19 protein-coding genes are annotated in these 22,247 nt (G+C 70.4%); 12 read left to right on the top strand and 7 right to left on the bottom strand.

Features of this window, described 5'->3' with window-relative positions; all coding sequences use genetic code 11:
- Window positions 1–6 precede the first annotated feature (6 nt).
- Entirely contained in the window at window positions 7–459 is a 453-nt protein-coding gene (locus tag C3492_RS10425) for a PRC-barrel domain-containing protein (protein ID WP_103811436.1), read from the top strand.
- Window positions 460–739: 280 nt separating this feature from the next.
- Complete coding sequence (locus tag C3492_RS10430; protein ID WP_103811437.1) at window positions 740–1,258, top strand: YfbM family protein; 519 nt, start codon at window positions 740–742, stop codon at window positions 1,256–1,258.
- An 879-nt stretch (window positions 1,259–2,137) separates the two neighbouring features.
- On the opposite strand, the gene C3492_RS10435 is transcribed toward C3492_RS10430, so the two are convergent.
- Window positions 2,138–3,004: an SDR family oxidoreductase gene (locus C3492_RS10435; protein WP_103811438.1), complete on the bottom strand. Its 867-nt coding sequence runs from the start codon at window positions 3,002–3,004 to the stop codon at window positions 2,138–2,140.
- A 291-nt stretch (window positions 3,005–3,295) separates the two neighbouring features.
- On the opposite strand from C3492_RS10435, the gene C3492_RS45565 reads away from it, so the two are divergent.
- Window positions 3,296–3,418: a hypothetical protein gene (locus C3492_RS45565; RefSeq protein WP_258055598.1), complete on the top strand. Its 123-nt coding sequence runs from the start codon at window positions 3,296–3,298 to the stop codon at window positions 3,416–3,418.
- A gap of 509 nt (window positions 3,419–3,927) precedes the next feature.
- Window positions 3,928–4,569, top strand: a complete 642-nt coding sequence (locus tag C3492_RS10445) for a hypothetical protein (protein ID WP_146075671.1) — start codon at window positions 3,928–3,930, stop codon at window positions 4,567–4,569.
- A 136-nt stretch (window positions 4,570–4,705) separates the two neighbouring features.
- Here the strand turns inward: C3492_RS10445 and C3492_RS10450 are convergent, their stop codons facing one another.
- Window positions 4,706–4,948 (bottom strand): hypothetical protein, encoded by a 243-nt coding sequence (locus C3492_RS10450; RefSeq protein WP_103811440.1) that lies wholly within the window; start codon window positions 4,946–4,948, stop codon window positions 4,706–4,708.
- A gap of 572 nt (window positions 4,949–5,520) precedes the next feature.
- Window positions 5,521–6,255: a hypothetical protein gene (locus tag C3492_RS10455; protein ID WP_103811441.1), complete on the bottom strand. Its 735-nt coding sequence runs from the start codon at window positions 6,253–6,255 to the stop codon at window positions 5,521–5,523.
- 434 nt (window positions 6,256–6,689) lie between these two features.
- Here C3492_RS10455 and C3492_RS10460 point away from each other — a divergent pair, with 434 nt between their 5' ends.
- Genes C3492_RS10460 through C3492_RS10470 form a run of 3 tightly spaced genes read left to right on the top strand, consistent with a single transcriptional unit; the run spans window position 6,690 to window position 11,047 of the window.
- The gene (locus tag C3492_RS10460; protein ID WP_103811442.1) at window positions 6,690–7,343 is read left to right on the top strand and encodes a DUF6338 family protein; all 654 of its coding nucleotides are present in this window, start codon (window positions 6,690–6,692) and stop codon (window positions 7,341–7,343) included.
- Window positions 7,343–7,525 (top strand): hypothetical protein, encoded by a 183-nt coding sequence (locus C3492_RS10465; RefSeq protein ID WP_103811443.1) that lies wholly within the window; start codon window positions 7,343–7,345, stop codon window positions 7,523–7,525. Before C3492_RS10460 ends, C3492_RS10465 begins: the two co-directional genes overlap by 1 nt.
- Window positions 7,526–7,528: 3 nt before the next feature.
- A complete protein-coding gene (locus C3492_RS10470; RefSeq protein WP_103811444.1) occupies window positions 7,529–11,047 on the top strand; it encodes a CHAT domain-containing protein in 3,519 nt (1,172 codons plus the stop codon).
- Between the two features lie 675 nt (window positions 11,048–11,722).
- Here C3492_RS10470 and C3492_RS10475 read toward each other — a convergent pair.
- Window positions 11,723–12,121 carry a DUF6234 family protein gene (locus C3492_RS10475; RefSeq protein WP_219822065.1) on the bottom strand — a complete coding sequence of 133 codons (399 nt, stop codon included), beginning with the start codon at window positions 12,119–12,121 and terminating at the stop codon, window positions 11,723–11,725.
- 750 nt (window positions 12,122–12,871) lie between these two features.
- On the opposite strand from C3492_RS10475, the gene C3492_RS10485 reads away from it, so the two are divergent.
- Complete coding sequence (locus C3492_RS10485; RefSeq protein WP_103811446.1) at window positions 12,872–14,107, top strand: MFS transporter; 1,236 nt, start codon at window positions 12,872–12,874, stop codon at window positions 14,105–14,107.
- Window positions 14,108–14,293: 186 nt separating this feature from the next.
- On the opposite strand, the gene C3492_RS10490 is transcribed toward C3492_RS10485, so the two are convergent.
- Window positions 14,294–14,929 carry a maleylpyruvate isomerase N-terminal domain-containing protein gene (locus tag C3492_RS10490; protein ID WP_258055599.1) on the bottom strand — a complete coding sequence of 212 codons (636 nt, stop codon included), beginning with the start codon at window positions 14,927–14,929 and terminating at the stop codon, window positions 14,294–14,296.
- 471 nt (window positions 14,930–15,400) lie between these two features.
- Complete coding sequence (locus C3492_RS10495; RefSeq protein ID WP_103811448.1) at window positions 15,401–16,828, bottom strand: FG-GAP-like repeat-containing protein; 1,428 nt, start codon at window positions 16,826–16,828, stop codon at window positions 15,401–15,403.
- Between the two features lie 1,224 nt (window positions 16,829–18,052).
- On the opposite strand from C3492_RS10495, the gene C3492_RS10500 reads away from it, so the two are divergent.
- The 3 genes from C3492_RS10500 to C3492_RS10510 all read left to right on the top strand — a co-directional run bounded on the left by C3492_RS10500 (window position 18,053) and on the right by C3492_RS10510 (window position 19,686).
- On the top strand, window positions 18,053–18,361 hold the full coding sequence (locus C3492_RS10500; protein WP_103811449.1) for a hypothetical protein: 309 nt from the start codon (window positions 18,053–18,055) through the stop codon (window positions 18,359–18,361).
- On the top strand, window positions 18,358–18,813 hold the full coding sequence (locus C3492_RS45570; protein ID WP_258055600.1) for a hypothetical protein: 456 nt from the start codon (window positions 18,358–18,360) through the stop codon (window positions 18,811–18,813). Before C3492_RS10500 ends, C3492_RS45570 begins: the two co-directional genes overlap by 4 nt.
- Window positions 18,814–18,882: 69 nt before the next feature.
- Window positions 18,883–19,686 carry a transposase family protein gene (locus C3492_RS10510; protein WP_181140302.1) on the top strand — a complete coding sequence of 268 codons (804 nt, stop codon included), beginning with the start codon at window positions 18,883–18,885 and terminating at the stop codon, window positions 19,684–19,686.
- 119 nt (window positions 19,687–19,805) lie between these two features.
- On the opposite strand, the gene C3492_RS10515 is transcribed toward C3492_RS10510, so the two are convergent.
- A complete protein-coding gene (locus C3492_RS10515) occupies window positions 19,806–20,687 on the bottom strand; it encodes an SDR family oxidoreductase (RefSeq protein ID WP_103811450.1) in 882 nt (293 codons plus the stop codon).
- Window positions 20,688–20,775: 88 nt separating this feature from the next.
- Between C3492_RS10515 and C3492_RS10520 the strand changes: the two genes are divergently transcribed.
- On the top strand, window positions 20,776–21,354 hold the full coding sequence (locus tag C3492_RS10520; protein ID WP_103811451.1) for a TetR/AcrR family transcriptional regulator: 579 nt from the start codon (window positions 20,776–20,778) through the stop codon (window positions 21,352–21,354).
- Window positions 21,355–22,247: the final 893 nt, after the last annotated feature.

Consider the following 22,247-nt stretch of genomic DNA (forward strand, 5'->3'; position numbering starts at 1 on the left):
CCCGCGATGCTCTTCTCCCAGGTCTTCGGCCTACCGGTGATCACGGCCGACGACGCGACCACCGTGGGCAAGGTGGCGGATCTGACCGTGGACGCACACGACGCCACGGTAGCCGCGGTGCGGTTGTCCGGGGCGACCGACCGCGCCGAAGCGCTGCCGTGGAGCGCTGTGGAGGCAGTGGGCACGGACGCGGTGATCGTCCACTCACGTGTCACAGCCGAGCAGGCGCAGGACCGTGTGCCCGCCCATCACCGGGCACTCGGGAGCCGGGTCCTGACCGAGCACGGCGTCGAGCACGGAACGGTCAGGGACATCGCCTTCGACCCCTTCTCCGGTCGCATCCTCACGCTCTACACCGCCCTCGGGGAGATCGCCGGCGGGCGCCTGATGGGCCTCGGCTCCTACGCCGCGGTGGTGCGCGCCGAACCTGTGCCCACCGGCGCCGTCGGCTCACCGTGACTTCCCGCCGCTCCCCGCTCCCTCCGGCGCGCTCGTGACGCACCTGGACTCCGCGCCTGGATCAGGACCTGTGCCATCAGATCATCGGGACCTGTGCCATCAGATCGGCCGGTTCGGCGCCGGTGGGCCTGCGGCGAGTCGACCTCGACGGCTGTCGTCCAGCCCTATCGCCTTGCCTCAGCGCCCCAGCACCGGCCCGTCAGCTGAACGGGGCTGAATGAGACGGTGATCAAGCCGGTCTGCCCCCACCGCTGTCAGAGGCCTCGCCTAGTCTCCGGCCATGAGCATGATCGGTGAGTACCTGCGCGTTACGGCTGCTGAGCTCGACCGGGCGATTCAGGATCCTGACTGGGCGCTGCACTTCGCAGAGGACGTCCAGGACGCCGAGGAGCGGTCAGAACCCGCGCCGACCGAGGCGCGTCATTTCAGCGTGTCGAAGACCTGGGACATGCTGGGCTTCCTCCTGACGCGTGTCGACTTCCCAGTGGACGTCATCCATGGCGAGGAGCCGTTCGCCGAGGACGAGGACTGGGGTTACGGGCCGCCGAGGTACCTGCGCACAGAGCGGGTACGTCTTGCGGCGCGGGCGCTGCGTGCGATCACGTACGACCAGCTCGTGAGCGGTGTGAGTCCGGCCGACCTGACCAAGGCTGATGTGTATCCGCTGGCAGGTGCGTATCCGCTCGGATGGGATAAGCCCGGAGCGCTTGAGTGGGGGCGTCACCGGTACGACGGCCTGACGCAGTTCTTCGAGGCCGCCGCAGCGGCGGAGGACGCCATGCTCCTGTGGCTCGACTGATCACCGCGGCTTCTCGGCGATGACTGACGGACGATCGGGGGGCCACGGGGTGGGGCGGGGTCCCGAGCACATGGTGGATCTGCCGGCGTGCCCAGTGGCGTCGTGTATGCGCGTCCGGCTCGGGTAGCCAGGGCGGTGGCGTTCGAGGCGACGAGACGCTGATGCGAGACGAGACGCTGATGCCACGAGCCGGTGCGGCATCCGGTGGAGAGGGCCTCCATCAGCGGGCCGGGCGAGCACGCCGTGGTCGAAGCGGCAACGGCGGACGGAAGCGAGCAGGGCCAGGTGCGGCAGATGGGACGGTTGCCGGTAGGCCACCGCTCCCGAGGGGTTCGTGCGCGGCGTTCTTGACTGGATTGACTGTCGTGGGCGGCCGCGTAAACGACGCAACCATCCGGCCCCCGCGCTGTGCCAGGTAGGCCACGGGGCAAGCCGGTAGATGGACGGCAAAGAGGAACAGCCGCCGCGCCCTTTGGCGGTGCCGGCGAGAGCTCACCCGGACGCGTCAGGGATTGAGGGGCGCGTCTCTCTGCGCCCTCCGCTGCACTGGTGGGTCGACGAGCAGGGCATCTGGTGCCGACGTCCACGTTCTCCTTCGTGTCGGGCAGGTCACATGTCGTGCCGTCGATCGCGACCAGCCGCCAGGCGGGGTGGTAGGCGCCCTGGGTGTCCGGTGTGGAACCGGACGGCATACGCGGCGCGAACAGCTGCCGCAACGGCGCCGCCTTCAGCCGGGGACCTGGCTTTCCGGATCGTCGCCGTACTCGGTGCTCTGGCGCGTCCCCTACATTGCGCTGCGCGGGGCAGTCGTCGGGTGAGGGACAGGCCCTCTCGTCCGGCAGGTAGGACGGCGGGCGCGGTTCACCACGGGTACCGTTCTCACACAGTGGGCGTCACGGGTGCCGCGTCTTCCCCCGGGCGCTCGGCGGGGTCGTGGACGAAGGCGTGCGCGGCCGCCAACTCGGCGCGGCCCGCGGCCTCGACCGCTCCCAGGAAGTCGTAGGCGTCCGCGCCGATCGGTACGCGCAGTGGTGCCGTGGGCGACGTCACCAGGCGCAGGACGTGGTGGGCGAAAACTTCGGGCTGGCTCAGCCCGGGGTTGCCGGGCATGCCCCGCAGGCCTGCCTCGACGTCTCCCGTGCTCTGCGCGTAGGCCTGGATGCGGTCGGCGGCCTCGGCCAGCGAGGTGCCGTAGTGGGTGGCGAAACCGCCGGGCTCGACGGCGTGCACCCGGATGCCGAAGGGCGCGACTTCCGCCGCTAGAGCCTGACTCATCCCTTCCAGTGCGTACTTGCCCGTCACATAGGCGGACAGGCCCGGCAGCCCCATCCGTCCGGCGATCGAGGAGACGTTGACGACGTGCCCGAAGCCCTGACGGCGCATCAGGGGAAGGACCAAGCGGGTGAGTCGCCACGGCGCGACAGTCAACAATTCCAGTTGCGCCCGTAGTTCGTTGTCTGATACCTCTTCGACCGCGCCGAACAGCCCTGCCCCGGCGTTGTTCACCAGCACGTCGACGCCGCCGAAGCGATCGACGGCGTGGGCGACCGCCGCCTCGCACTGCTCGGCGTCGCACACGTCCAGAGCCACCGCCGACACCCGATCCGGGTACCGGTCAGCCAGGTCCTTCATGGTGGCGGGTCTGCGGGCGGTGGCGACCACCAGGTCGCCGGCCTCCGCGGCGGCGCCTGCCAGCGCCCGCCCGAGCCCTGAAGAGCACCCCGTCACCAGCCATCGCCGCGTCATGCGTCCCCCGTCGCCGTGTCGGTGGCCGCGGTCGTGAGCCGCCGCAGGGCGATGGTGACAGCTTCGTGATCCGGCCAGTAGGGGCGCGCGGGAGCACAAGCGGCGCGCGTCCGGCCTCGTCGGAGAGTCCCGCGTGCCGTGACGTGCGCCTGCCGCCAGTGGAGCGTCCTCCGGCCGCGCGGTTCCCGCTCGGTCCGCGGTCGCTCCGGCGACGCGGTTCACGGCCGGAAGCCGCTGATGGCCAGTTCCATGAGGCGGTCGGCCTGCGCCCGCCCTCCGGGGGTGTCGGCGGTGCGCCACAGACAGCCCAAGAGCATGCGCAGCGGCCTGGAGGCGGGCGGCTGCGGCGGCGGACTTCCGGCCCGGCGCGGCCTGGGCGTCGGGCTGCTGGGGCTGCTGCCGACGCAGCCCTGATGCGGCGCGTGCGCGAGGGCGCGATACAGCACGCGCGCGTTCCGGCGAAGAAGCAGAGCCAACGACACCTGCGCCCCGCGAAGTCATCACCAGCATCACAGTGACCGCAAGTAGCGTACGTACTACACCTAGTAGTCAGTGGTGAATTCAGGCATCGTCAAGCCGAGCCGGTCCCCGCTCCACGGCCCCTCACTCCTTGCCGGCCCCGCCATCGCCGGCAATCCTCACGGCAGCATGACCACCGGACAGGAGCAGAGTTCCTCCGGTCGTGGTGCCCGGTCTCCAACCGCAACGAGGCCCTTCCACCCCTGCGGTGGCCATTGCCGCCCCCGTTCGCCGCCTGTGCGCAAGCGCCCGGCAGCGCGACCGACACGACCTCAACCAACGGGCCCGCACGAGTGGCGGGAAAGAGATCGCTCGATCGAATGGTTGGCGCGTTGAGACGTGTTACGAGGGCGGAGCGGGACAGGTTGCCGGCGTCCCATTCGTCCTTTGCGAAGGAGCACATCATGCGAGTACGCCGGTCCATGGCCGCGGCCGCCGGTACGGCCGCCGTCAGCGCGAGCCGCCGGCGCTGGCGCCGTACGGCCGTCGCTGCGGCGGCGGTGTGTGCCGCGCTGGGTGGCGCGCTGGGCACTGCGACATCCGCGGCGGCTGATGCGTCCGGCGGCACCGGAGAGATCCGCAACGCCGGCACCGGACGGCACATCGGAACCTACGGCAACTACGGTCAGGTACTTGCTGCGTTCACCGATGCGAACTGGCCGGGCTCGTCCGACAGGAGCTGGATCTTCACTCCACGCGATCACGGCAGGTACTACAGCATTCAGAGCACCACCAAGGGAACCTGCTGGACCCGCACCCCGAGGCCGGCAGCCGGCGGCGACTGGGAACGATACGGCCCATGGGTCGTCACCCTGGCGCCGTGCAACCCGAACGCCACGAACCAGCAGTTCCAGCTGTGGTCGAAGCCCTACCCAGCGCCGCGCGGGACGGTATCCATCCACCCCCGGGACGACATCTCCACCGTTCTGAGGCAGACCAGCACCCTCGGAGACGGCGGTACCTGGAACGCACTGAGCCTGGAGAACCCTCAGCAAACCAACGACGAGCTCTGGACGGTACCCGTCCCTCCCAACGTCTACTGGTGATCCCCTGACACCTCCCGCTCGTCCTGCAGCAGCGAGGCAACAGCAAGTCCAGTCATGACAGGTATGCGCGGCACCCGGCCGTCTCATGAACGGCCGCACGCCGCTCCCGGCGCCGCTCACGACCGGTACTGGTGGGTCACTTCCGGCGTGCCCGGCGCTGGATGGGCGCTGTGTCCTCCTCGGATGCGGGCTCTGGGTTCCGCTTCCACCTATCGATCAGCCGGAACGCCCGGTCGCTGTTCTCTTTGGGCCCGTACAGTGCGGTAGTGACCACCATTCCCACGATGCCCATCGTGAAGACGGCCACGGCTGTCTGCAGACCGGTGGGCGCGCCCTGTGATTCGGCGGCTTCCGTTGGGGTGGTCTTGGCGGTGGGCATGGGCGGGTCCTTCTGGTCGGCGGGTGCGGGCATGCTATCCGCCGAACAGCCGGGCACGGTGGTCGATCCAACAGACCTCAGTTGTACCTGACACCGGGTGTCTGACCGTGCCATCCTGCAAGTTTGACAGCGGCGGCGGGCGGCCGCAGGACAGGGGACGGCACGCGGCCCGGCCTCCGGGCCGGCGAGCGGGCGGTGGGCGGCACGCGGGTGGGAGCGGCCGGGCACGGCCGGGCGTCAAGACGCCGTAAAGGCGGCCTGCCGGGGACCGTCACCGCGGCGGCGGGTGCTGGCCTGAAGCCGGCCGAAGTCGAGGCGTGCCTCCGTGGCGACGACCAGCTCGCCGTTGAGGACCAACGGTTGCCGCAGGGCCCGGCCGGCAGCGGTGATTCTCGGGGAAAGCACTGCTGAGGTCGGCGCCGTTCCTCGACGCAGGTGCGCGCGACCAGGACCCGCGAAGAGCACCGCGCGGTAGCCGTCCTTCTCCAGATTTCGGGGTGTCTCATCCCCACGCGCAGTTACATCGGGCTTCACGATCTGCTCGGGCTTGGTGGGGCTTCGGCAGACAGCGGTCAGTGATTCTCGTCCGCCTCGTCTTCGTCGTCGGGGCCAGGGTTCAGCTTGTCCCAGACGTAGGCGGCGCCGAGAGCTGTGGGGGTGACGACGAGCATGGCGCCGCCGGCGTCCTCGACGAACTCCTTGACGGCGTCGCTCTCGATCTGGGCCTGCAACAGGAGCAGGAAGAAGACTGTGACGACGAACCCGATGAACAGCTTCTTCTGAGCTGCCCGGGACAGCCCGCCGGGCTGGGCGGAGGCGAAGGTGCGGGCGGAGTCGGTGAGGCTGTCGAGCATCTCGTCGGGCACTTGGTCCACCAACTCGGCCGTGTCGACGTGTGCGGTGGCCTCGTCGACGGCACGGCGGGCCCATTCTCGCTGGTCGGCCGGCAGGGCGTCGAAGGGGGAAGTGAATACGGCGTTGATGTCGAGACGGGACATGTCCAGGCGGAATCCGCTGTCGATGTCGGCGTACCGGGTCCGCATCCCTTCGGCGAAGGAGGCGACGGCCTGGGCGAGTTGGTTGGTGCCGGCTTCGATGGCGGGGGCCATGATCCGTGTGTACTGCCGGGCGAGCCGCTCCTGATGAGCCGCGTTGAAGCGGCGAACCACCTCGTTCAGCGGGGCTGTCTGTGTGGCCGCGAATTCGGCGATTTGCCGGCGGAAGTTCTCCAGGGCGGGACTGTTGACTATGGACTCGCTGATGCGGCGGGCCAGGTCCTGTGCGGGGTCGGTCTGCTCGTCGGACATGACACCCATCCTCGCCGACAGCCGTCCAGCCAGGGCCAGCAGGCCCCAGTCGCCGGGGGGCGCAGCTGCGCGTAGGGCTGCTCGGCTTGCAGCGACGGGCCGGTGGCGCGGCAGCAGATGCAGCGGTGCCGTCCGGGAGACCGGGGCGCCGGCAGGCCGTCACGCCACCGTGACGCGGGAACTCGGATAACACGAACAAAGCGGACAACGCGAGTCGCCCTCGCGGGGAGATCAGCCGGGGGCGCGGCCTGCTCGACGTCCGCGCATCCGCAGGCCAGAGCCCCGCTCCCGCAGATCAGCAGGCCCATGCGGGCCGGTGTCGTCGAGGCCGGCCAACTGCCTTGCACTGGCCGCGGAAAGGGCTGTTCTGCCGACCGCGGAGACGCGAACCAGTAGCCTGATCGAGCGGAGTCCGTGCGACATGGGGGTGGTGAGTGCAGGCGCCTGCGACCGTCGTGCAACTCGCTCTGCTCGTCCTTCTGGTGCTGCCCGGGGTCACCTATCAGTTCGTCCGGGAACGCCGCCGTGGGCCGGTGCCCGGTGAGCGTGATCTGGGTGAGCGGGTGCTGCGGGCGATCGTCGCGTCGATCGCGCTGGACGCCCTGTACGCAGTGGTGGCGGGGCCGGCGCTGGTTCGCCTGGCTCGTGGCGCCGGCGGCGGCTGGGACGGCTTCGTGGAACGGCCGCGAGTGGTCGGCTTCGTCGCCGTGGTGCTGTTCCTCGTCGTGCCGGCCGTGGCGGCGGTGACCGTTTCCCTGGTGGACCGGCAGCGGCGCAAGGCTCGGTTCCTGCGCACGCCCAACGCCTGGGACCACGCGTTCCGCGACCGCGAACCGTGCTTCGTGCGCGTGCGGCTCAAGGACGGCAACTGGGCGGGCGGCTGGTACGGCAACCGGTCGTACGCCTCCTCGTACCCCCACCCGGCCGAGCTGTACCTCGAATCGGCGCGCGTGATGGGTGCCGACGGGGCGTTCGGCGCGCGCGTGCACGGGACGGCGGGACTGATGCTGCGGGCGGAGGACTTCGACGTGCTGGAGTTCGTCGAAGCCGGAGAACCGGCGGTCGTGCCGGGGGAGGAGGAGCGGTAATGGCGCACGAACCTGAGCTCTCGCACGAAGCCGAGCTCACGCCCGAACCCGAGCTCACGCCCGAGGAGGCGGCGCTGCTGCAGGAGGCTTCGGAACGCGGCTACACCCCGAAACGCACGGTCGCCGAGCCGGACGAGGCGCCCGGCGGGCCAGCCGGTACCTCGAACGGCAACGAGGACTGACGCGTGGGTGGCGGGCCCGCGAACGGCCTGGCCGAGCGGTTCTGGGAGGCGTTCCACGTGGCCCGGCACAGCGCGGACCCCGCGTCGGTCGAGAAGGCGATCGACCTCGGCAATGCCCTGCTGGCCGCCGAGGAGGTGGCCGAGCGCCGCTTGGTCCTGAACAATCTCGGGGGCCTGCTCCAGACCCGCTATCACCAGACCGGTGACCCCGAGTTCCTTCAGGAAGCCGTCCGCAAAGTCACGGAGGCTTACCTCCTGGCGTACGAAGACCCGGAGGGCTCTGCCCTCTTGGCCAACAACATCGGCATGCTCCTGCACACCGCGTTCCAACACGACCAGGACCGCGGCACCCTGGACGCCGCGCTGGACTGGAGCCGGACGGCCGTCGACGAGGGACCGTCCACGAAGAAGGCCTTCTACCTGGCCAACCTCGTTGTCGCGCTGCGGACGGCGTTCAACGTGACCAAGTACCCCGCCTTCCTGGCGGAAGCCGCCGAGCACGCGCGGGCCGCCGTCGAGTGCTCCCCCGATGACGTGTCCGCCGCCAGGGGTCTGCACTTCCTCGCCGTCGTCCTGCGCGACTGGTCCCATGAGACCGGGGAGACCGGTGTCGTGGAGGAAGCCGTCGACGCCGCGCGGCGCGCGGTGGAGCTCACGCCGGCCGGATCGTCCGACGTGCTCGACCGGTTGAAGATCCTCGCGTATCTTCTGGACGACCGCTACCGGGCTCGCGGAGCGCGGGATGATCTGGCCGAACTCCTCCGCGTCCGGCAGACGTTGGTGGCCCACACCCCGGTCACCGATCCGCGGCATTCGCAGAACCTCGCCGAGCTGACGACCACGGAACGAGACTGGACCGCGCTCACCGGCGAGGGCCCGAGATCGGACCATGGCTGGGAACGCGCCGACGCCGAAGCCGAAATGTGCGGCCGGTACGCCGCCGAGTTCGAGCAGACCCGGGACGCGGCCCTGCTTGAGCAGGCGATCGAGCTCGGACGTTCGGCGGCCGCGGCCACCCCCGCCGGGCACCCCCGCCGCGGCGTGCGGCTGGACCACTTCGCCATGGCGCTGGCCACCCGGGGTGAAGCGTTCGGGGACCGCGCCGCGCTCGCGGAGGCCGTCAGCATCGCGCGGGAGGCGGTCGCGTGCACGTCGGCGGGCCAACCGCTGCGCGTCCAGTTCATGGGCAACCTCGCCGTCAACCTCAACGCGTTGTTCCACGCGACCGGAGACCTGGCCCACGTCATGGACGCGATCGACGTCGCTCGCCGTGCCGCCGAGGCCACCGCCGGGCAGGGTGACCACCCGCGTTCGCTCGGGATCCTCGCCGTCGTGCTGCACAATCGGTTCCGGGTGACCGGCGAGCTGAAGGTGCTGTCGGAGGCGGTCGACCACGGGAGGGAATCCGTCCGCCTCGGCGCGAGCCTGGTCGCCGGGCAGGCCCAGCGGCTCTCCAACCTTGGCGCCATGCTGTCCGACTTGTTCACCCGGACGGGCGAGGTGAGCCTGCTCGACGAGGCGATCGACGCGCACCGCGCGGCCGTGGATGTGACGGCGGATGACGACCCGGACCGGGCAGTGCGGCTGGCCAATCTCGGCGGCGTGCTGGAGATGGCGTATGGGAAGTTCGGCGACCGGAACGCGTTGCGGGACGCGATCGCCGCGCGTCGCGCGTCCGTGGCCGCGACTCCGCAGGACAGCCCGCACTGGCCCGGGTACACCGCGAGCCTGGCCGCCGCGCTCGGCGACTGGTGCACGAACCCGGTCGCGCCCGCCGCCGCGGGACGGGAGCCGCCGGATCCGCAGGTACTCGCCGAGGCGGTCGGCCTGGCCCGGAGTGCGGCGCAAGGGCCCGAGCAGGACGCATATTCCCGGGCGAGTCTACTGATCCGCGTCGCCAGCGTCCTGGCGCTCGGCTTCCGGCACCTCGGCGACGGCGACGCGCTGACCGAGGCACTCGGCTGCTACCGGGAGGCCGCGGCGTCTGCCGGATCGCCGGCGAAGAGCCGGGTGGAAGCGGCGGACCGGTGGGGCTATCTGGCCGCCGAGGCGGGGCAGTTCGACGTGGCCGCCGAGGGGTACGCCGCCGCGGTCCGGCTGCTGCCCCGGCTCGCCGGGCGCCGCCTGGGCCGCGAGGACGCCCAGTACTGGCTCGGCCGGTTCGCTGGGGTCGCCGCCGACGCGGCCGCGTGCGCACTGGCCGTGGGCGACGAGGTGAGCGCGGTGACCCTGCTCGAATCCGGGCGCTGCGTGCTCGCCGCCCAGGCACTCGACAGCCGCGACGATCTTTCCGACCTGCGCGAGCGGGCACCCGAGCTGGCCGAACTCTTCCGGACGCTCACCGCGGAGTTCGAAACCGACACCACGAGCGACCGCGTGGCCCTCGCCGACGAGCTCGACGCGGTGACCGACCGGATCCGCGCGCTGCCCGGCATGGAGCGGTTCCTACGGCCCCCGCTGCTCACCGACCTCACCGCGCAGGCACACGAGGGCCCGATCGTGTACGTCAACGTCAGCCGGCACCGGTGTGACGCGCTGATCATCACTCCTGACGGGGTCCGGTCACGCGCGCTGGACCGGCTGAGCGAAGAGACCGTGAACCACCGCGTACGCGCTCTGCACACAGCGTTCACGGAGGGTCGGCTGGTCGCCGAGCAGGCGATCCATGACACGCTCGGGTGGCTGTGGGACACCATCGTGGGCCCTGTGCTCGGCGAACTGGGGTTGACGGCGGAACCGGCGGCGGATGGTCCGTGGCCAAGGATCTGGTGGGCCCCGGTCGGGCCGCTCAGCCTCCTCCCCCTGCACGCGGCGGGCCACCACCGCGACGGCGGACCTGTGATCCTCGACCGCGTAGTCTCCTCGATGACGCCGACGATCCGCGCCCTGGGCCACGCCCGCGCGGGCCGCCGCGACGACCGGAACGAGCCGCGGCTGCTGGTGGTGGCGATGCCGCACACTCCGGATGCCCCGGACCTGCCCGGCGCACAGGCCGAAGCCGACCACCTGGCCGCTCTCGTACCCGGCGCCACGGTCCTGGTCGGCGCGGACGCGACTCGTGACGCCGTTCTCGACGCCTTGCCGGCCAGTGTCTGGGCGCACTTCGCCTGCCACGGTTACAGCGACCCGGACAACCCTTCGGACAGCCACCTCGCGCTGCACGACCACGACCGCGCGCCGCTTCGGGTACTGGACCTTTCCCGGCTGCGCCTGCGCAACGCGGAGTTCGCGTTCCTGTCGGCCTGCGACACGGCCCGCACCACCGCGCGCCTGTCCGACGAGGCGATCCACCCGTTGGCGGCTTTTCAGATTGCCGGTTTCTCGCAGGTGGTCGGCACGCTCTGGCGCGTCGATGACGCCGTGGCACCAGCCTTCAGCCAGCAGCTCTACGGCGAGTTGATCGCGAATCGATCCGGTGCATTGTGCGCGTCGGCAGCGGTCCATCGCACGGTCAGGCAGCTCAGGACGAAGTATCCGAACCTGCCGTCGGTGTGGGCCGCACACGTTCACGCGGGCGCCTGAATACGCGCGCGCTTCCATCGTATTGAGCCACCCGGAGTTTCGTGGAGACCCCGATCGTGGGATCAAGCGGTCAGCGGGGCTTCCTCCAGTGGCGCCCGGTACGCCTGTTCGTACTCGTCGGGCGGCAGGTAGCCGAAGGAGGAGGACCAGGCGACCCACTGGAACACGGCCCGCTCGACCTCGTCGAAGTCACGCCACGGCGCTGCCCACTCACCCGTTCAAACGGGCAACACCAGGAGTACAGCACCGGCGTCAAGGGCCACCACTTCCCGGCCCTGCACGACAGCGGCAGCGGCAGCGGCAGCGGTTGGAAACTGAAGGCCGCCTCACACCCCAACCCCTGACATCCGCCGCCGAAGAGGGTGAGCACGGCGCGTGTGCCGCGCGCCTGATGGGGCTTCAGAACAGACGACAGGCCGTCGCCGTGCCGTCCGCGCGGTGAGCCCAGGCCGTGGAGCCGGTTCTCGCCGACAGGCCGCCGGCGCCGGCACGCAGGTCGCGCGCCAGGTGCGCTCCGTGCCGGGCAGTTGCTCGCGCGGCTCGGCCAGGGCGGGGAGCAGCAGCGGTTCAAAGCTGCCCCCGCGCAGCCACGCTGCGGCCGGGGAAGACCGGCTGGGATCGCGCGGGTACTGGCCAGCACTCCGGTGGGGGTGGCTCGATCGGCCGGCGACGGTCTCAGCAGTTCGCGCCGTAGCGGATGCATCCGGGTGGCGGGGTGTGGCTGTGGTCCCGCTCGTGCTGCGCGGCCGTCAGCGATCCGGCCGCCAGGAGGGCCACCAGCAGGTGGGCGATCACCGTCCAGCGGGCACGGAAGATCGCCGCGAGGACTGCCAGGATGGAGACGGCGATCAGCAGCATCCGTAACCGTCCGATGTGGGCGAGGTCGGCGGCGTCGATCTGTGCTTGATCGCCTTGTGCTGCCCATACCTGAAGACCGTGGCCGTATATCCAGTCCAGCACGAGCCATGCGGTCTCGAACAAGAACAGCGGGATGGCGAAGGCGAGGTCCGCACCTGGGCGTGTCCGGTGCGACCAGGGGCGCCGGCGTTCCGGGGCTGGAAGGGTGTCGGTCATGGGTGGAGGGTGCCGCGGCCGGCGGTGACACGCATGAGTACCCGTACTCAGAGCAGGCCTCACCGCGAGGACGAATCCCGCAGATTGATCACGCCCCGACACCGCCCTAGTGGGGGCGCGCGGTCCAGCGCCTCTTCGCTAGGCCTCTCGGCTCGGCCGGAATTGCGGTGTGGGTGAGCAACTCAGCTGTCGTAGACCGCTGTTGCATGAGGGCTTCGGCCTGGCGGTCCGCATCGCGCGGTATCCAGGCCGGCTCCCGGATCTGCAGGGCCTGCCCGAACGGGGATTGCACCCGCTGGACGATCGGCCCCGGCGTGTCCGGGGTGTTGCCGTCCATCGCCGCGGGCGCCGCTGCCACGGCCGCCATCACGAGCGTCTCCCGCCCCCCGTCGACGCAGTCGCGGGGGGATGCTTCAACAGGCCGACGTCCAGCACCTGCCTCTCCCCCACCTTTCGGCTGCCTTGTGCCGGTGGACCGTGCGCCCGCCGGCATTGCAGGCCGTCGGACCGGCGGGCGCCACTCCGGTGAGATGTCCCGTGGGTCGGACGGCGATCACCAGCCAGGGTCCGCGCCTTGGGAGAGCGGGGCGGAGCCTGCGACGCCCGGCCCACCCCACCGACTGCGGACATCACGCACACAAGCTCAACTGGCCAGGAGTCGCCCGACTGAGGCGACCCTCTTGCTATTGCAAGTAATATGCAACAAGCTGGACGGGCCCTTACCGACTGTCGAGGACGTGGAGCCTTGTCATGCCCCGCCTGATGCCGGACACCGGACCGCAACGCGTCCTCGCGGCCTCGAACTTCATCTACACCGTCGGCAGCGGCCTCTACCTCACCGCCGGAGTGCTGTTCTTCACCGAGGCGGTTCACCTTCCTGCTGGCCAGGTGGGGCTCGGGCTGGGCATCGCCGGTCTTGTCGCGCTGGCCCTGGGCGTCGTAGTCGGTCACCTGGCCGACCGACATGGAGCACGCGGCATCTATGCGGCCACCCTGGTGGTCCAGGCGCTAGCCACGGCCTGCTTCGTCCTGGCCGACAGTTTCTGGCCGTTCGCCCTCGCCGTCTGCGCCGCCGCCGCGGCGAAGGCGGCCGGAATCGCCGCCCGCTCCCCGCTCATCAGGCACTACGGCGGTGACCGGCCGCAGGAGTTCCGGGCCTACCTCCGGGCCGTGACCAACGTCGGGGTCTCCCTCGGCGCTGTTCTGGCAGGCTGGGTCGTCCAGGTGGGCACGCTCACTGCCTATCAGCTCATGGTCATCGGCAACGCGATCGCCTTCGTGGTCTCCGCGGTGATCCTGGTCCTCCTCCCGCCCGTCGCGCCCGTCCCCACTACCGGCGGTCCTCGCTGGCTCGCCCTGGGGGACCGTCCCTACCTGCTGCTGACCGTCCTCGACGGCATCATGGCCGTTCAGTTCAAGGTGCTCACCGTGGCCATCCCGCTCTGGATCGTCGGCGCCACCACCGCCCCTCACTGGCTCATCTCGGCCACCATGCTCACGGGCACCTTCATCGTTGTCGCCTTCCAGGTGAGGGCCAGCCGCAACGTCGATTCCCCCACAGCCGGCGCACACGCCTACCGCCGGGCGGGCGTGGCATTCCTCATCGCCTGCTCACTGATCTCACTGTCCGCAGGCGTGCCGCCGTGGGCCGCCGCAGCCCTGCTCATCACCGCGGTGGTGATCCACACGATCGGCGAACTATGGCACTCCGCCGCGGGCTTCGAGGTCTCCTTCGCCCTCGCTCCGCAGCACGCCACCGGCCAGTACCTGGGCGTGTTCGGCCTCGGCGCCGGCCTCGCCGAAGCCCTCGGACCGGGACTGCTCATCGCGCTCTGCATCACCTGGGGCCGTCCCGGATGGTACGTCGTGGGAGCCATGTTCGCGCTGACCGGCTTGGCGGCACCACCCGCTGTCCGCTGGGCACAACGTCACGCGGGCGCTCAGCAGGCGCAGCTTGCACCCACAGAAAAGGCGACAACCGCCTGATCGATCCGACGTAACAGCAGGGTGGGCGGTGATACGGACGACCACCCGAGTGGTCGGCCCGGCCGGCGGCCGGTGCTGGTCCTCGTCGATGACCAGGGCGACGGTGTGGACGCCGTCGGTTCCGGGTGCGGCCCTCGCCCACACCAGAGCCCGGGTCGAGCGGGCTGACGCGAGCTGACGCAGGGTTCAGAACACGTTGATCGCAGCTGGTGCCCGTTCCGCGCGGGTCAGGGCACGCAGCAGTGCCGCTTGACCGTGCCGCCGGACGGCAAGCCCGGTCAGCAGCGCAACCACGGGATCGAGGGCGGTGCCGGGAAGTTCCGGCGTGCTGAGGCCCACGCTGATCGCCAGGTCGTCCATATGCACAGCGAGCTCGACCAGTCGGGTCACGAGGAAATCGTCCAGGCTCAGTGCCCACCCTGTTTGCGGTATGAACACCACCCAGTCACCGTGCACCTCCTCAAGGCCGGTTCGCTGCCTGTCGAGCGTGGCACGGACGCGCTCGACCAGACGCCGCACGCCTTCGGAGGAGATGCCTTCGCCCTTCGCTCGGATTCCGGAGCTGATCTCGCCGTCGAGCGGCGCGTCGATCCACACCGCCCGCGCATAGTGTTCCAACACGGGGACGGGTTGCTGCTCAGAGGCGGGCCCCTCCAGCGCCGGATCCACGCTGAACATCTGATACGCGAGGTGGCCGGCCAGACCGCTGACGGTCCACTGGGCTAACGCGCTGGGTTTCTCCCACGAGGCGGCCACTTCCGGTGCGTCCAGCAACGCTACGGCCTGCGCGGCGGTCTCCAAGTAGGCGTTCTTCAGACTCACAAGCCCCCCATGACACGTCGGGCCCCCAACACTACGCAGTACCGCCCAGGGGGAAGCGAGATTCCCCCCGAGTCGGTGGAGCACACTCACTTCCAGAGGGCATAACCGCTCAAATGCCTCGCGCTGCGACACGCGAGCATCCCGAGCGACATCAAAGGTCCGCCGGGGTGCTCGTGCAGTCGTGTCCAGGAACGGGCCATGCCCGGCGCCCTGAGGGCACTGACATCCGGCCGGGGCTCGATGCTGCATCGGCCTGGCCGCTCGCTCGCGTGGGACACCGCCGCCGAGGCGTGGCGCGATGCCGTCCGCGGCCCGGGCCCGCGCCGGCCGTATGACGGGCTGTGAGGGGGGAGGTCTCGGCGCCGGTGCTCATCAACTCGTCGGTCGTTGGCTGCGGGTCATGCGGCTGCGGATCTACTCCAGCGGACCGAGGGTCTGCTGGAGTAGACCGGTGCGGTACACCTGTCGCGGTCAGATGACTCCGAGGAGTCCGTAGCCGCCGAGGCGGGTGTTGTACTTCTGCGGGAAGCCGACGGACGCGGCGGTGATCATGCGGCTGCCCTTGGCGGTGGGGCCGCCGGTGCCGCCCGGGAGGATCCACACCGCGCCGGTCTCGGAGTTCTCCTCCCCGGCTCCGATGAACAGTTCCGCCTTGCCGTCCTTGTTGATGTCGCCGACGGACACGGTGGTGCCGAACGCGTCGTCGACCTCGTCGCCCCCGGGTATGCCGCTGGTGTCCTGGGTGAAGGCGTAGGCGCCGCCCCCCAGGGCGCCGGTGCGACGGCCGGGGATCACCGTGACCTGCCCGGCGTTCCGCTTGCCCGTGTCCTCCAGCGGCGAGCCGATCACGATGTCCGCGAGCCCGTCGTGGTTCAGGTCGGCCACCGCGAGGGCACCTCCGAAGTCGTCGCCCTTCTCGCTCGTACCAGGAACACCGGCGGTGTTCTGGGTGAGCTGTACTGGTTGCGCCTGCCACGCGATGCCCTGCGCCGACCCGTACCACACGAGTACCCGCCCGCCGAGCGCGCCGTCGGCACCGGCCTTGTCCGGCTCGTCCGGGTCTCCGACGACGAGATCGGCGTATCCGTCGCCGTTGACGTCCCCGGTGGCCGCGATCAGGCCGTTGCCCTTCTGCTGCCAACCCCGCAGAACCGGGTCGACGTACACCGCGCCGCCGCTCAGGTCGGCCAGCCGGACGGTGACGACAACCTCATCGGGGAAGCCGCTGCGGTCGAAATCGCCCAGCGCGACACTGCCGACGGAAGCGGTGTCCTGGTTCTCCACGGCGTCGCCGTACGTGCCGCTGCGGCTGAACGGCCCGGAGAAGCGCATCGCCCCCTCGTACCCGGCGACGAGCACCTCGGTCTTCGTACCGGAACCGGTGCTCAGCGCCGCCACGTCCAGGCCGTAGTACGCGCCCGCAGTGGTCGCCGGCAGGTCGGTGCCGGACGTCAGGCCCTTCTTGCTGCCCCACAGCACCGTCACCAGGCCGACGTCCCTGCCCCGCCCGGTGTCCTCGTACGGCGCGGAGACCACCAGGTCCGCGAAGCCGTCCCGGTTCAAGTCGGCCGTGGCGGTGGCGGAACCGAAGCCGTCGTCCGGCTCGGCCGAGCCCGGCACGCCCGCACTGTTCTGGGTGATGGTGGCCCTCCGGGACGTGGACAGCCCCGTCGCCGATCCGTAGAGCACGACCACGGCACCGGCTCCCGTCTTGCCGGCCACGTTCGCCCCCGGCGCGGGCAGCACGGCGTCACGGTAACCGTCACCGTTGAAATCCCCGGGCACCGCGCCGTGCACGGCCACCGCGGGAGTCGCCGACAGCAGCGGAGCGCCCACGACGGCGGCGACCAGGAGCGCCCCCGATCTCCAACCACCGCGCCGACAATGTCTGTTCGCCATGAACCAGGCCCTCTCCCCATCCGACGCATCCCTACGTGCGCCGCGATCAGGGCATCGTAGAGGGGTGCGAGGCCCGCGAAACGCCTGACCCTTCCCCCTGGGGGCGGCCACCCCTCGCACAGTGTCGAGACGACCGAGCGTGCGCAGGTCGTCCTCGCAGGGGGCAGGGTTCGAGCAGGCGGGGGATCTTCGGCCTGGCACGACTGGCTCACCGGGCCAGAGCTTGAGTCCCTCGTCCGGCGTCTCAGACGTCCGCAAGCCGTTCGATCGATACCGCAACCTGAGCCGGGCAGACCGCCCCTTGTGTTGAGTCCGTCATCGGCTGACCACACTTGGTTCGTTGACATCAGCGCGTCGGTGTTCGTGAACTCACGGACCGTCCGCCGCAGGGTGCGGTCTGTTCGAACCCTCAGTGCCTCCCGAAGTGGTGAACATCTGCTGTGTTCTCGTGGACGAAGCCAGCCTGCCGTTGAAGGACAGGGCAGGTGCTGCGGTAGCGCTTCCCTCGAAGTCTCCGCAAGGCCGCGCCTCCTTCCGGGGAGCGGAACCGCGTGCTCACCGCTCCGGCCGGCCCTGCGGAGGCGGGCTGCTTTCAGCTGCGGGTCGCCTGCGGGCTCTACGCCCAGGTCCGCGCCGCAAGCACCTTCCTCGACCGGGTCAGCACCGACGGCCGGCCCACCGGCCCGCTGCCGTACGGCGAGGAGCCGCTGTGGCGCCAGTATCCGCTGGCCGGCCAGCTCACCCTCGGGCCGGCCGGACGGCAGGCCGGCCAAGGCGACCCCCACTCCGGACACCGCACACAGCCCCGCCTGACCCGGCGGGCGGCGGCCTACTCGTCGGGCGAGTGGCGCCTGCTGCACCGGCTGTCGTCGGGGAGCCGCGGCGGCTCCCCGACCATTTCCAGACGAAGGGTGGGCCATCCCTGTGCGAGGCGATCCACCCTCGACGCACCCGGCTCATGGATCGGCGTGGGGGGAGCTTGTACGAGGCGGCCGCGCTGGACGGTGTCTGACACTTCCGCACCGCAGGAGCGGCGGTGGCCGGCGGTCGGCGGTACACCCGTCGTCCCGGCAAGCGGACCCGGACGCTGCCGCACGCCCCGCCCGGTGGTTCACGGGCCGGTGTCGCCCGTCCGGACGACACCGGGATGCAGTACCCGCACACTTCCGTACGGTCGTTTGCAGGGCTGGAACACCCTCCGACCTGCCCATGAGGAGGCGCGCCATGCGTCGCATCAGTTCGACACTCACGATATTCGCGGCCGCCGGGATGCTTGCGCTCACCGTTCCCGGATCGGCGTTCGCCACGAACGGATTCCTCCGCATCGGCGGAGTCGTCCACAACAACCCGCTGGGCTGTTACGAGGTCGCTCAGCTGTCCACCGTACTCAACTTCACTGACGTTCCCGTCCGCGTCCACAACGTCCCGGGGTGCCAGGGCAACGTCGTCCAGATCATTCCCCCGGGGCTGGCAACGCAGGTGCCCGGGACGCACAGCATCCTCGTCAAAGACCCGTTCAGCCCCCTGAGATGACTCGCACGGAGCCTCCGCCAACTCGAAGACGCAGGTCAAAGGGCTGGCGTGAACGTGAGGAACTGCTCGCCAAGGAGTTGGCGGAGGTGCGGGCCGAGCGGGACGAGCTCGTCGTCGCGGAGCGGGTTCTTGAGCGGGTGAGCGAACAGCTTGCCAACGAACGCGCCTCGGCCGCGCCGGCGCCCGGGCAGGTGGGTGGACGAGCGGTGATGCTGGTCCCGCACCGAACGCCGGACATGGGGGAGACCATGCTCCCGCCGGACTACCAGCGCATCCTTGCCACCGTGCGGCAGGCCGCCGGACCGGTCATGGCCCGGCAGGTCGGCGACGCCCTGGGAATCGATGTCAGCGTGCGGTCCCAGCTGGAGCCTTTGCGCGGGAAGCTGGTCGGACTGGTCGACCGCAGTTGGCTGCGTAAACTGCCCGACGGCCGCTTCACCACCCGCCAGTAACCTGATCTGCCGACCACGGCAGCGCGGCGCGGGCGTAACCACGTTGCGCCCGGCGGTCGTTGGAATTGTGTGACGAAAACCAAAAAGCACGCCGAGGACACCTGCCAGTTTGTCTACCAGTGCCGTCTGCCACTGTCCACGCGGACCGTCGAATACCTCGCCGATCTGCTCCGGCGTCACCTGAAAGCAATCCGGTCCGCGGTGATCGTCCTGGCTGTGCTGCGCCACGACCAGCGCCTGGCCGACATGGCCGGCGGCAACAACGTGTCCGAGTCGACCGTCCGCAGCTGGCGCGACGAGCTGATCACCCTGCTCGCCGCGCAGGCGCCGCGTCTGGACCGCGCCCTGAAGAAGGTCACCCGGCAGGGCAGGGAGGTGGTACTGATCGACGGCACCCTCATCGCGACCCAGCGCCGCACCGGGAAGGCCGGCCGGCGCAACTACTCCGGCAAACACCACCGGCACGGCCTGCACTTCCTCGCCCTGACCGACGAGCGGGGCCGCCTGAACTGGATATCCGCCGCCCAGCCCGGCCGCACCCACGACAACACCGCCGCCCGCCACGACCACCTCCTGGCCCGCCTGCGCGCCGCCGGCCTCGGGGCCCTGGCGGACCTGGGCTTCCGCGGTCTGGACAACGACGTACTCGACCCCGTGATCGTCACCGGCTTCCACGCCACCCGCGCCCACAAGCTCACCCCCGGCCAGAAGACCGCCAACCGTGTCCTCGCCAACGGACGCGCACCGGTCGAACACGGCTTCGCTCACCTCAAGAACTGGCGGATCCTCACCAAACTCCGCACCGACCCGGCCCGCGCCACCTGCCTCCTGCGCGCCCTGCTCGTCCTGACGAACCTCGAAGTCAACCGCTGAGGGACCGCTCAGCAGGCCCTCGTCCACGACAAATTGGAGTGTCCCGGTACCGGGCGTACCGGCCCACTGCCAGTGGCCCATTGAGCCGGCCCCGTCCAGTCCCCAGGAACCGGTGTGGGTCAGGGCTGAATGGTTTCCAGGTCCTCGAGGAGGCTGGAGTGGGTCGGCTGCCACCCGAGGGCATCGCGGGTGTGGGCACTGGACGCCGGCTGGTCCATGGCGAAGATCGGGCCGAACGGGCCGAAGTTCTCCTGCGGAATCTCCTCGACCGGCAGGCCCAGTCGTCGGCCGATGACTGTGGCGATGTCCCGCACCGCGTCGCCCTCGTCGCCGACGGCGTGCCAGGCCGTCCCCGCCGGTGCGGACTCAAGGGCCAGCCGGAACAGGACGGCTGCGTCGAGCGCGTGCACGGCCGGCCAGCGCTGGGTGCCGTCGCCCGGGTAGCCGGCCACCCCGGTGCGGCGCGCTTGATCGGTCAACAGGCCGGCGAATCCGCCCTGGCCCTCGTTGTGGACCGTGCGCGGCATGCGGACAGCCATGCTGCGCACACCGCGCGAGGCGAGGTCCAGCAGCGCATTGACCGAACGGCCCCGGCCGCCCACCGGTCCGTCGGTCGGCAGCGGATCGGCCTCGGTGGAGGCGCGTCCCGGCACCCAGGGTGTCCCGGAGACCGTGACGATCGGGCGGTCGCTTCCGACGAGTTCCTGCCCCAGCGTGGCGAGAGCGGCGCTCTCCTCGGCGATGGCCTGCGCGAGAGCGTCCGGACTGCTGTAGTCGCGTCCGAACGCCAGACTGATCACCCCGTCGCACTGCCCTGCGCCGGACCGCAGGACGTCGAGCTCCGCCAGGTCTCCTCGCAGCACCTTGGCGCCAGCGCTTTCAAGGGCCTGCGCGGAGCCGTCCGAGCGAGCCAGTGCGAGAACGGTGTGACCGTTGCCGAGGAGTTCGGCGACGACGGCGGAGCCGATGGTGCCGGTACCGCCGGTGACGAAGACATGCATGAGTTCTCCCTGAAAGTGATGGGACCATTGTCCCATCACCGACCCTACACGGTGACGGGACAGGTGTCCCATCACCTATCCTGGTCTCATGGCTAGATGGCAACCGGGGGCGGCCCAGCGACTCGTCGTTGCGGCCGTCGACCTCTTCACCGAGCAGGGGTACGACGCCACCACGGTGACGCAGATCGCCGAGCGCGCCGGTGTCACCAAAAGCACCTTCTTCCGGTACTTCTCCGACAAGCGTGAGCTACTGGTCGCCGGCCAGGAGACGCTCAGCAGGCTGCTCGCCGACGGCATCACCGAGGCCCCTGCGAGCGCCAGCCCGCTCCAGGCGGTGGCGGCCGGTCTCGAGCGCGCATCGAGCGCCATGGGTCCGGCGAACCGCGAGCTCGGCCCCCGCCTCAAAGCAGCCGTGGCAGCCAGCACCGAACTACAAGAGCGTGACGCCCTCAAGAGCGTCGGTCTCGCGGCCGCCATGACAGCCGCGCTCATCGCCCGTGGCGTCCCCGACCCGATCGCGCACCTCGCGGGCGAGCTGGGAGTCCTCGCGTTCAAGCGGGGATACGCCCAGTGGTCTGAAAGCGATCGTGATGACACAGAAGGGCTCGCGCCACATGCACTGGCAGCCCTGGAAGACCTACGTGCGGCAACCGCATCGCTGGGCTGATCCATGCCGCTCGGCTGTCGGCGCCATAGGCGCTGCGGCGCCCGTCGAGTGCCTCCGAGACGCCCGGCTCTTCCTGACAGACCTCCAAGCCCATCGCTGACAGATGACCTACTGCGCAGACAGTCACCCAGGACCAGCGTGAGCACCCCGAGAGCCGGTCACGCCAACCCTTCGACCTGTGATTTTCAGTTGGCGGAGGCTCACGGCGGTGCCCGGACGCCGATGCAGCACGAACGGTAGAGCACCGCCGTGCACGACGCTGGCGATCAAGGCGTTCGGAGCGTCCTCCGCCGACGACGACCGCGTCCTGGATGCCGGCGGCAGGCGGAGACGGCGCCGTCAACATCTGGCCGGCGGCGGGCGGAGACGGCGCCGTCAACATCTGGCCGGCGGCGGGCGGAGACGGCGCCGTCGATATCTGGTCGGCGCCGACTCGCTCGTCTGAATGAACCTCGGCGCGAAGGGGACCTCAACGGTGACGGCCGTCACGGCCTCGCCATCGCCCTGTCCAACCCCCGCCTCAGCCCCAACGGACTGGCCGATCCCAGCAGCGGCGCCGACTACATCCGTCCGCTACGGCGAACCCCACATCAACGGCGGCCTCGCCACCTCTGGCCGTGTCTACCAGCAGAACACCGCCGGCATCCCCGGCGCCAACGAGAAGGAGGACGAGTTCGGCGCGGCGATGTCCATCGCCGATGTCAACGGCGACCACCGTGCAGACCTCGCCATCGGCATCGCCTACGACGTTCGGCAGTCGGCGGCCGCGGGCAGCATGTACGGGGCCGCGGGACGGCCGGCCGCGTCGCGTCGCGGGATACCGGCGCGGATTGCCACAGGTCCCTCTGTGAGTGGACCACCAGTCGCGGTGCCGAGACGGCGCAGGCCAGGGT

It is taken from the genome of Streptomyces sp. Ru62 (assembly GCF_002920615.1).
In the GTDB taxonomy this organism is placed as follows: domain Bacteria; phylum Actinomycetota; class Actinomycetes; order Streptomycetales; family Streptomycetaceae; genus Streptomyces.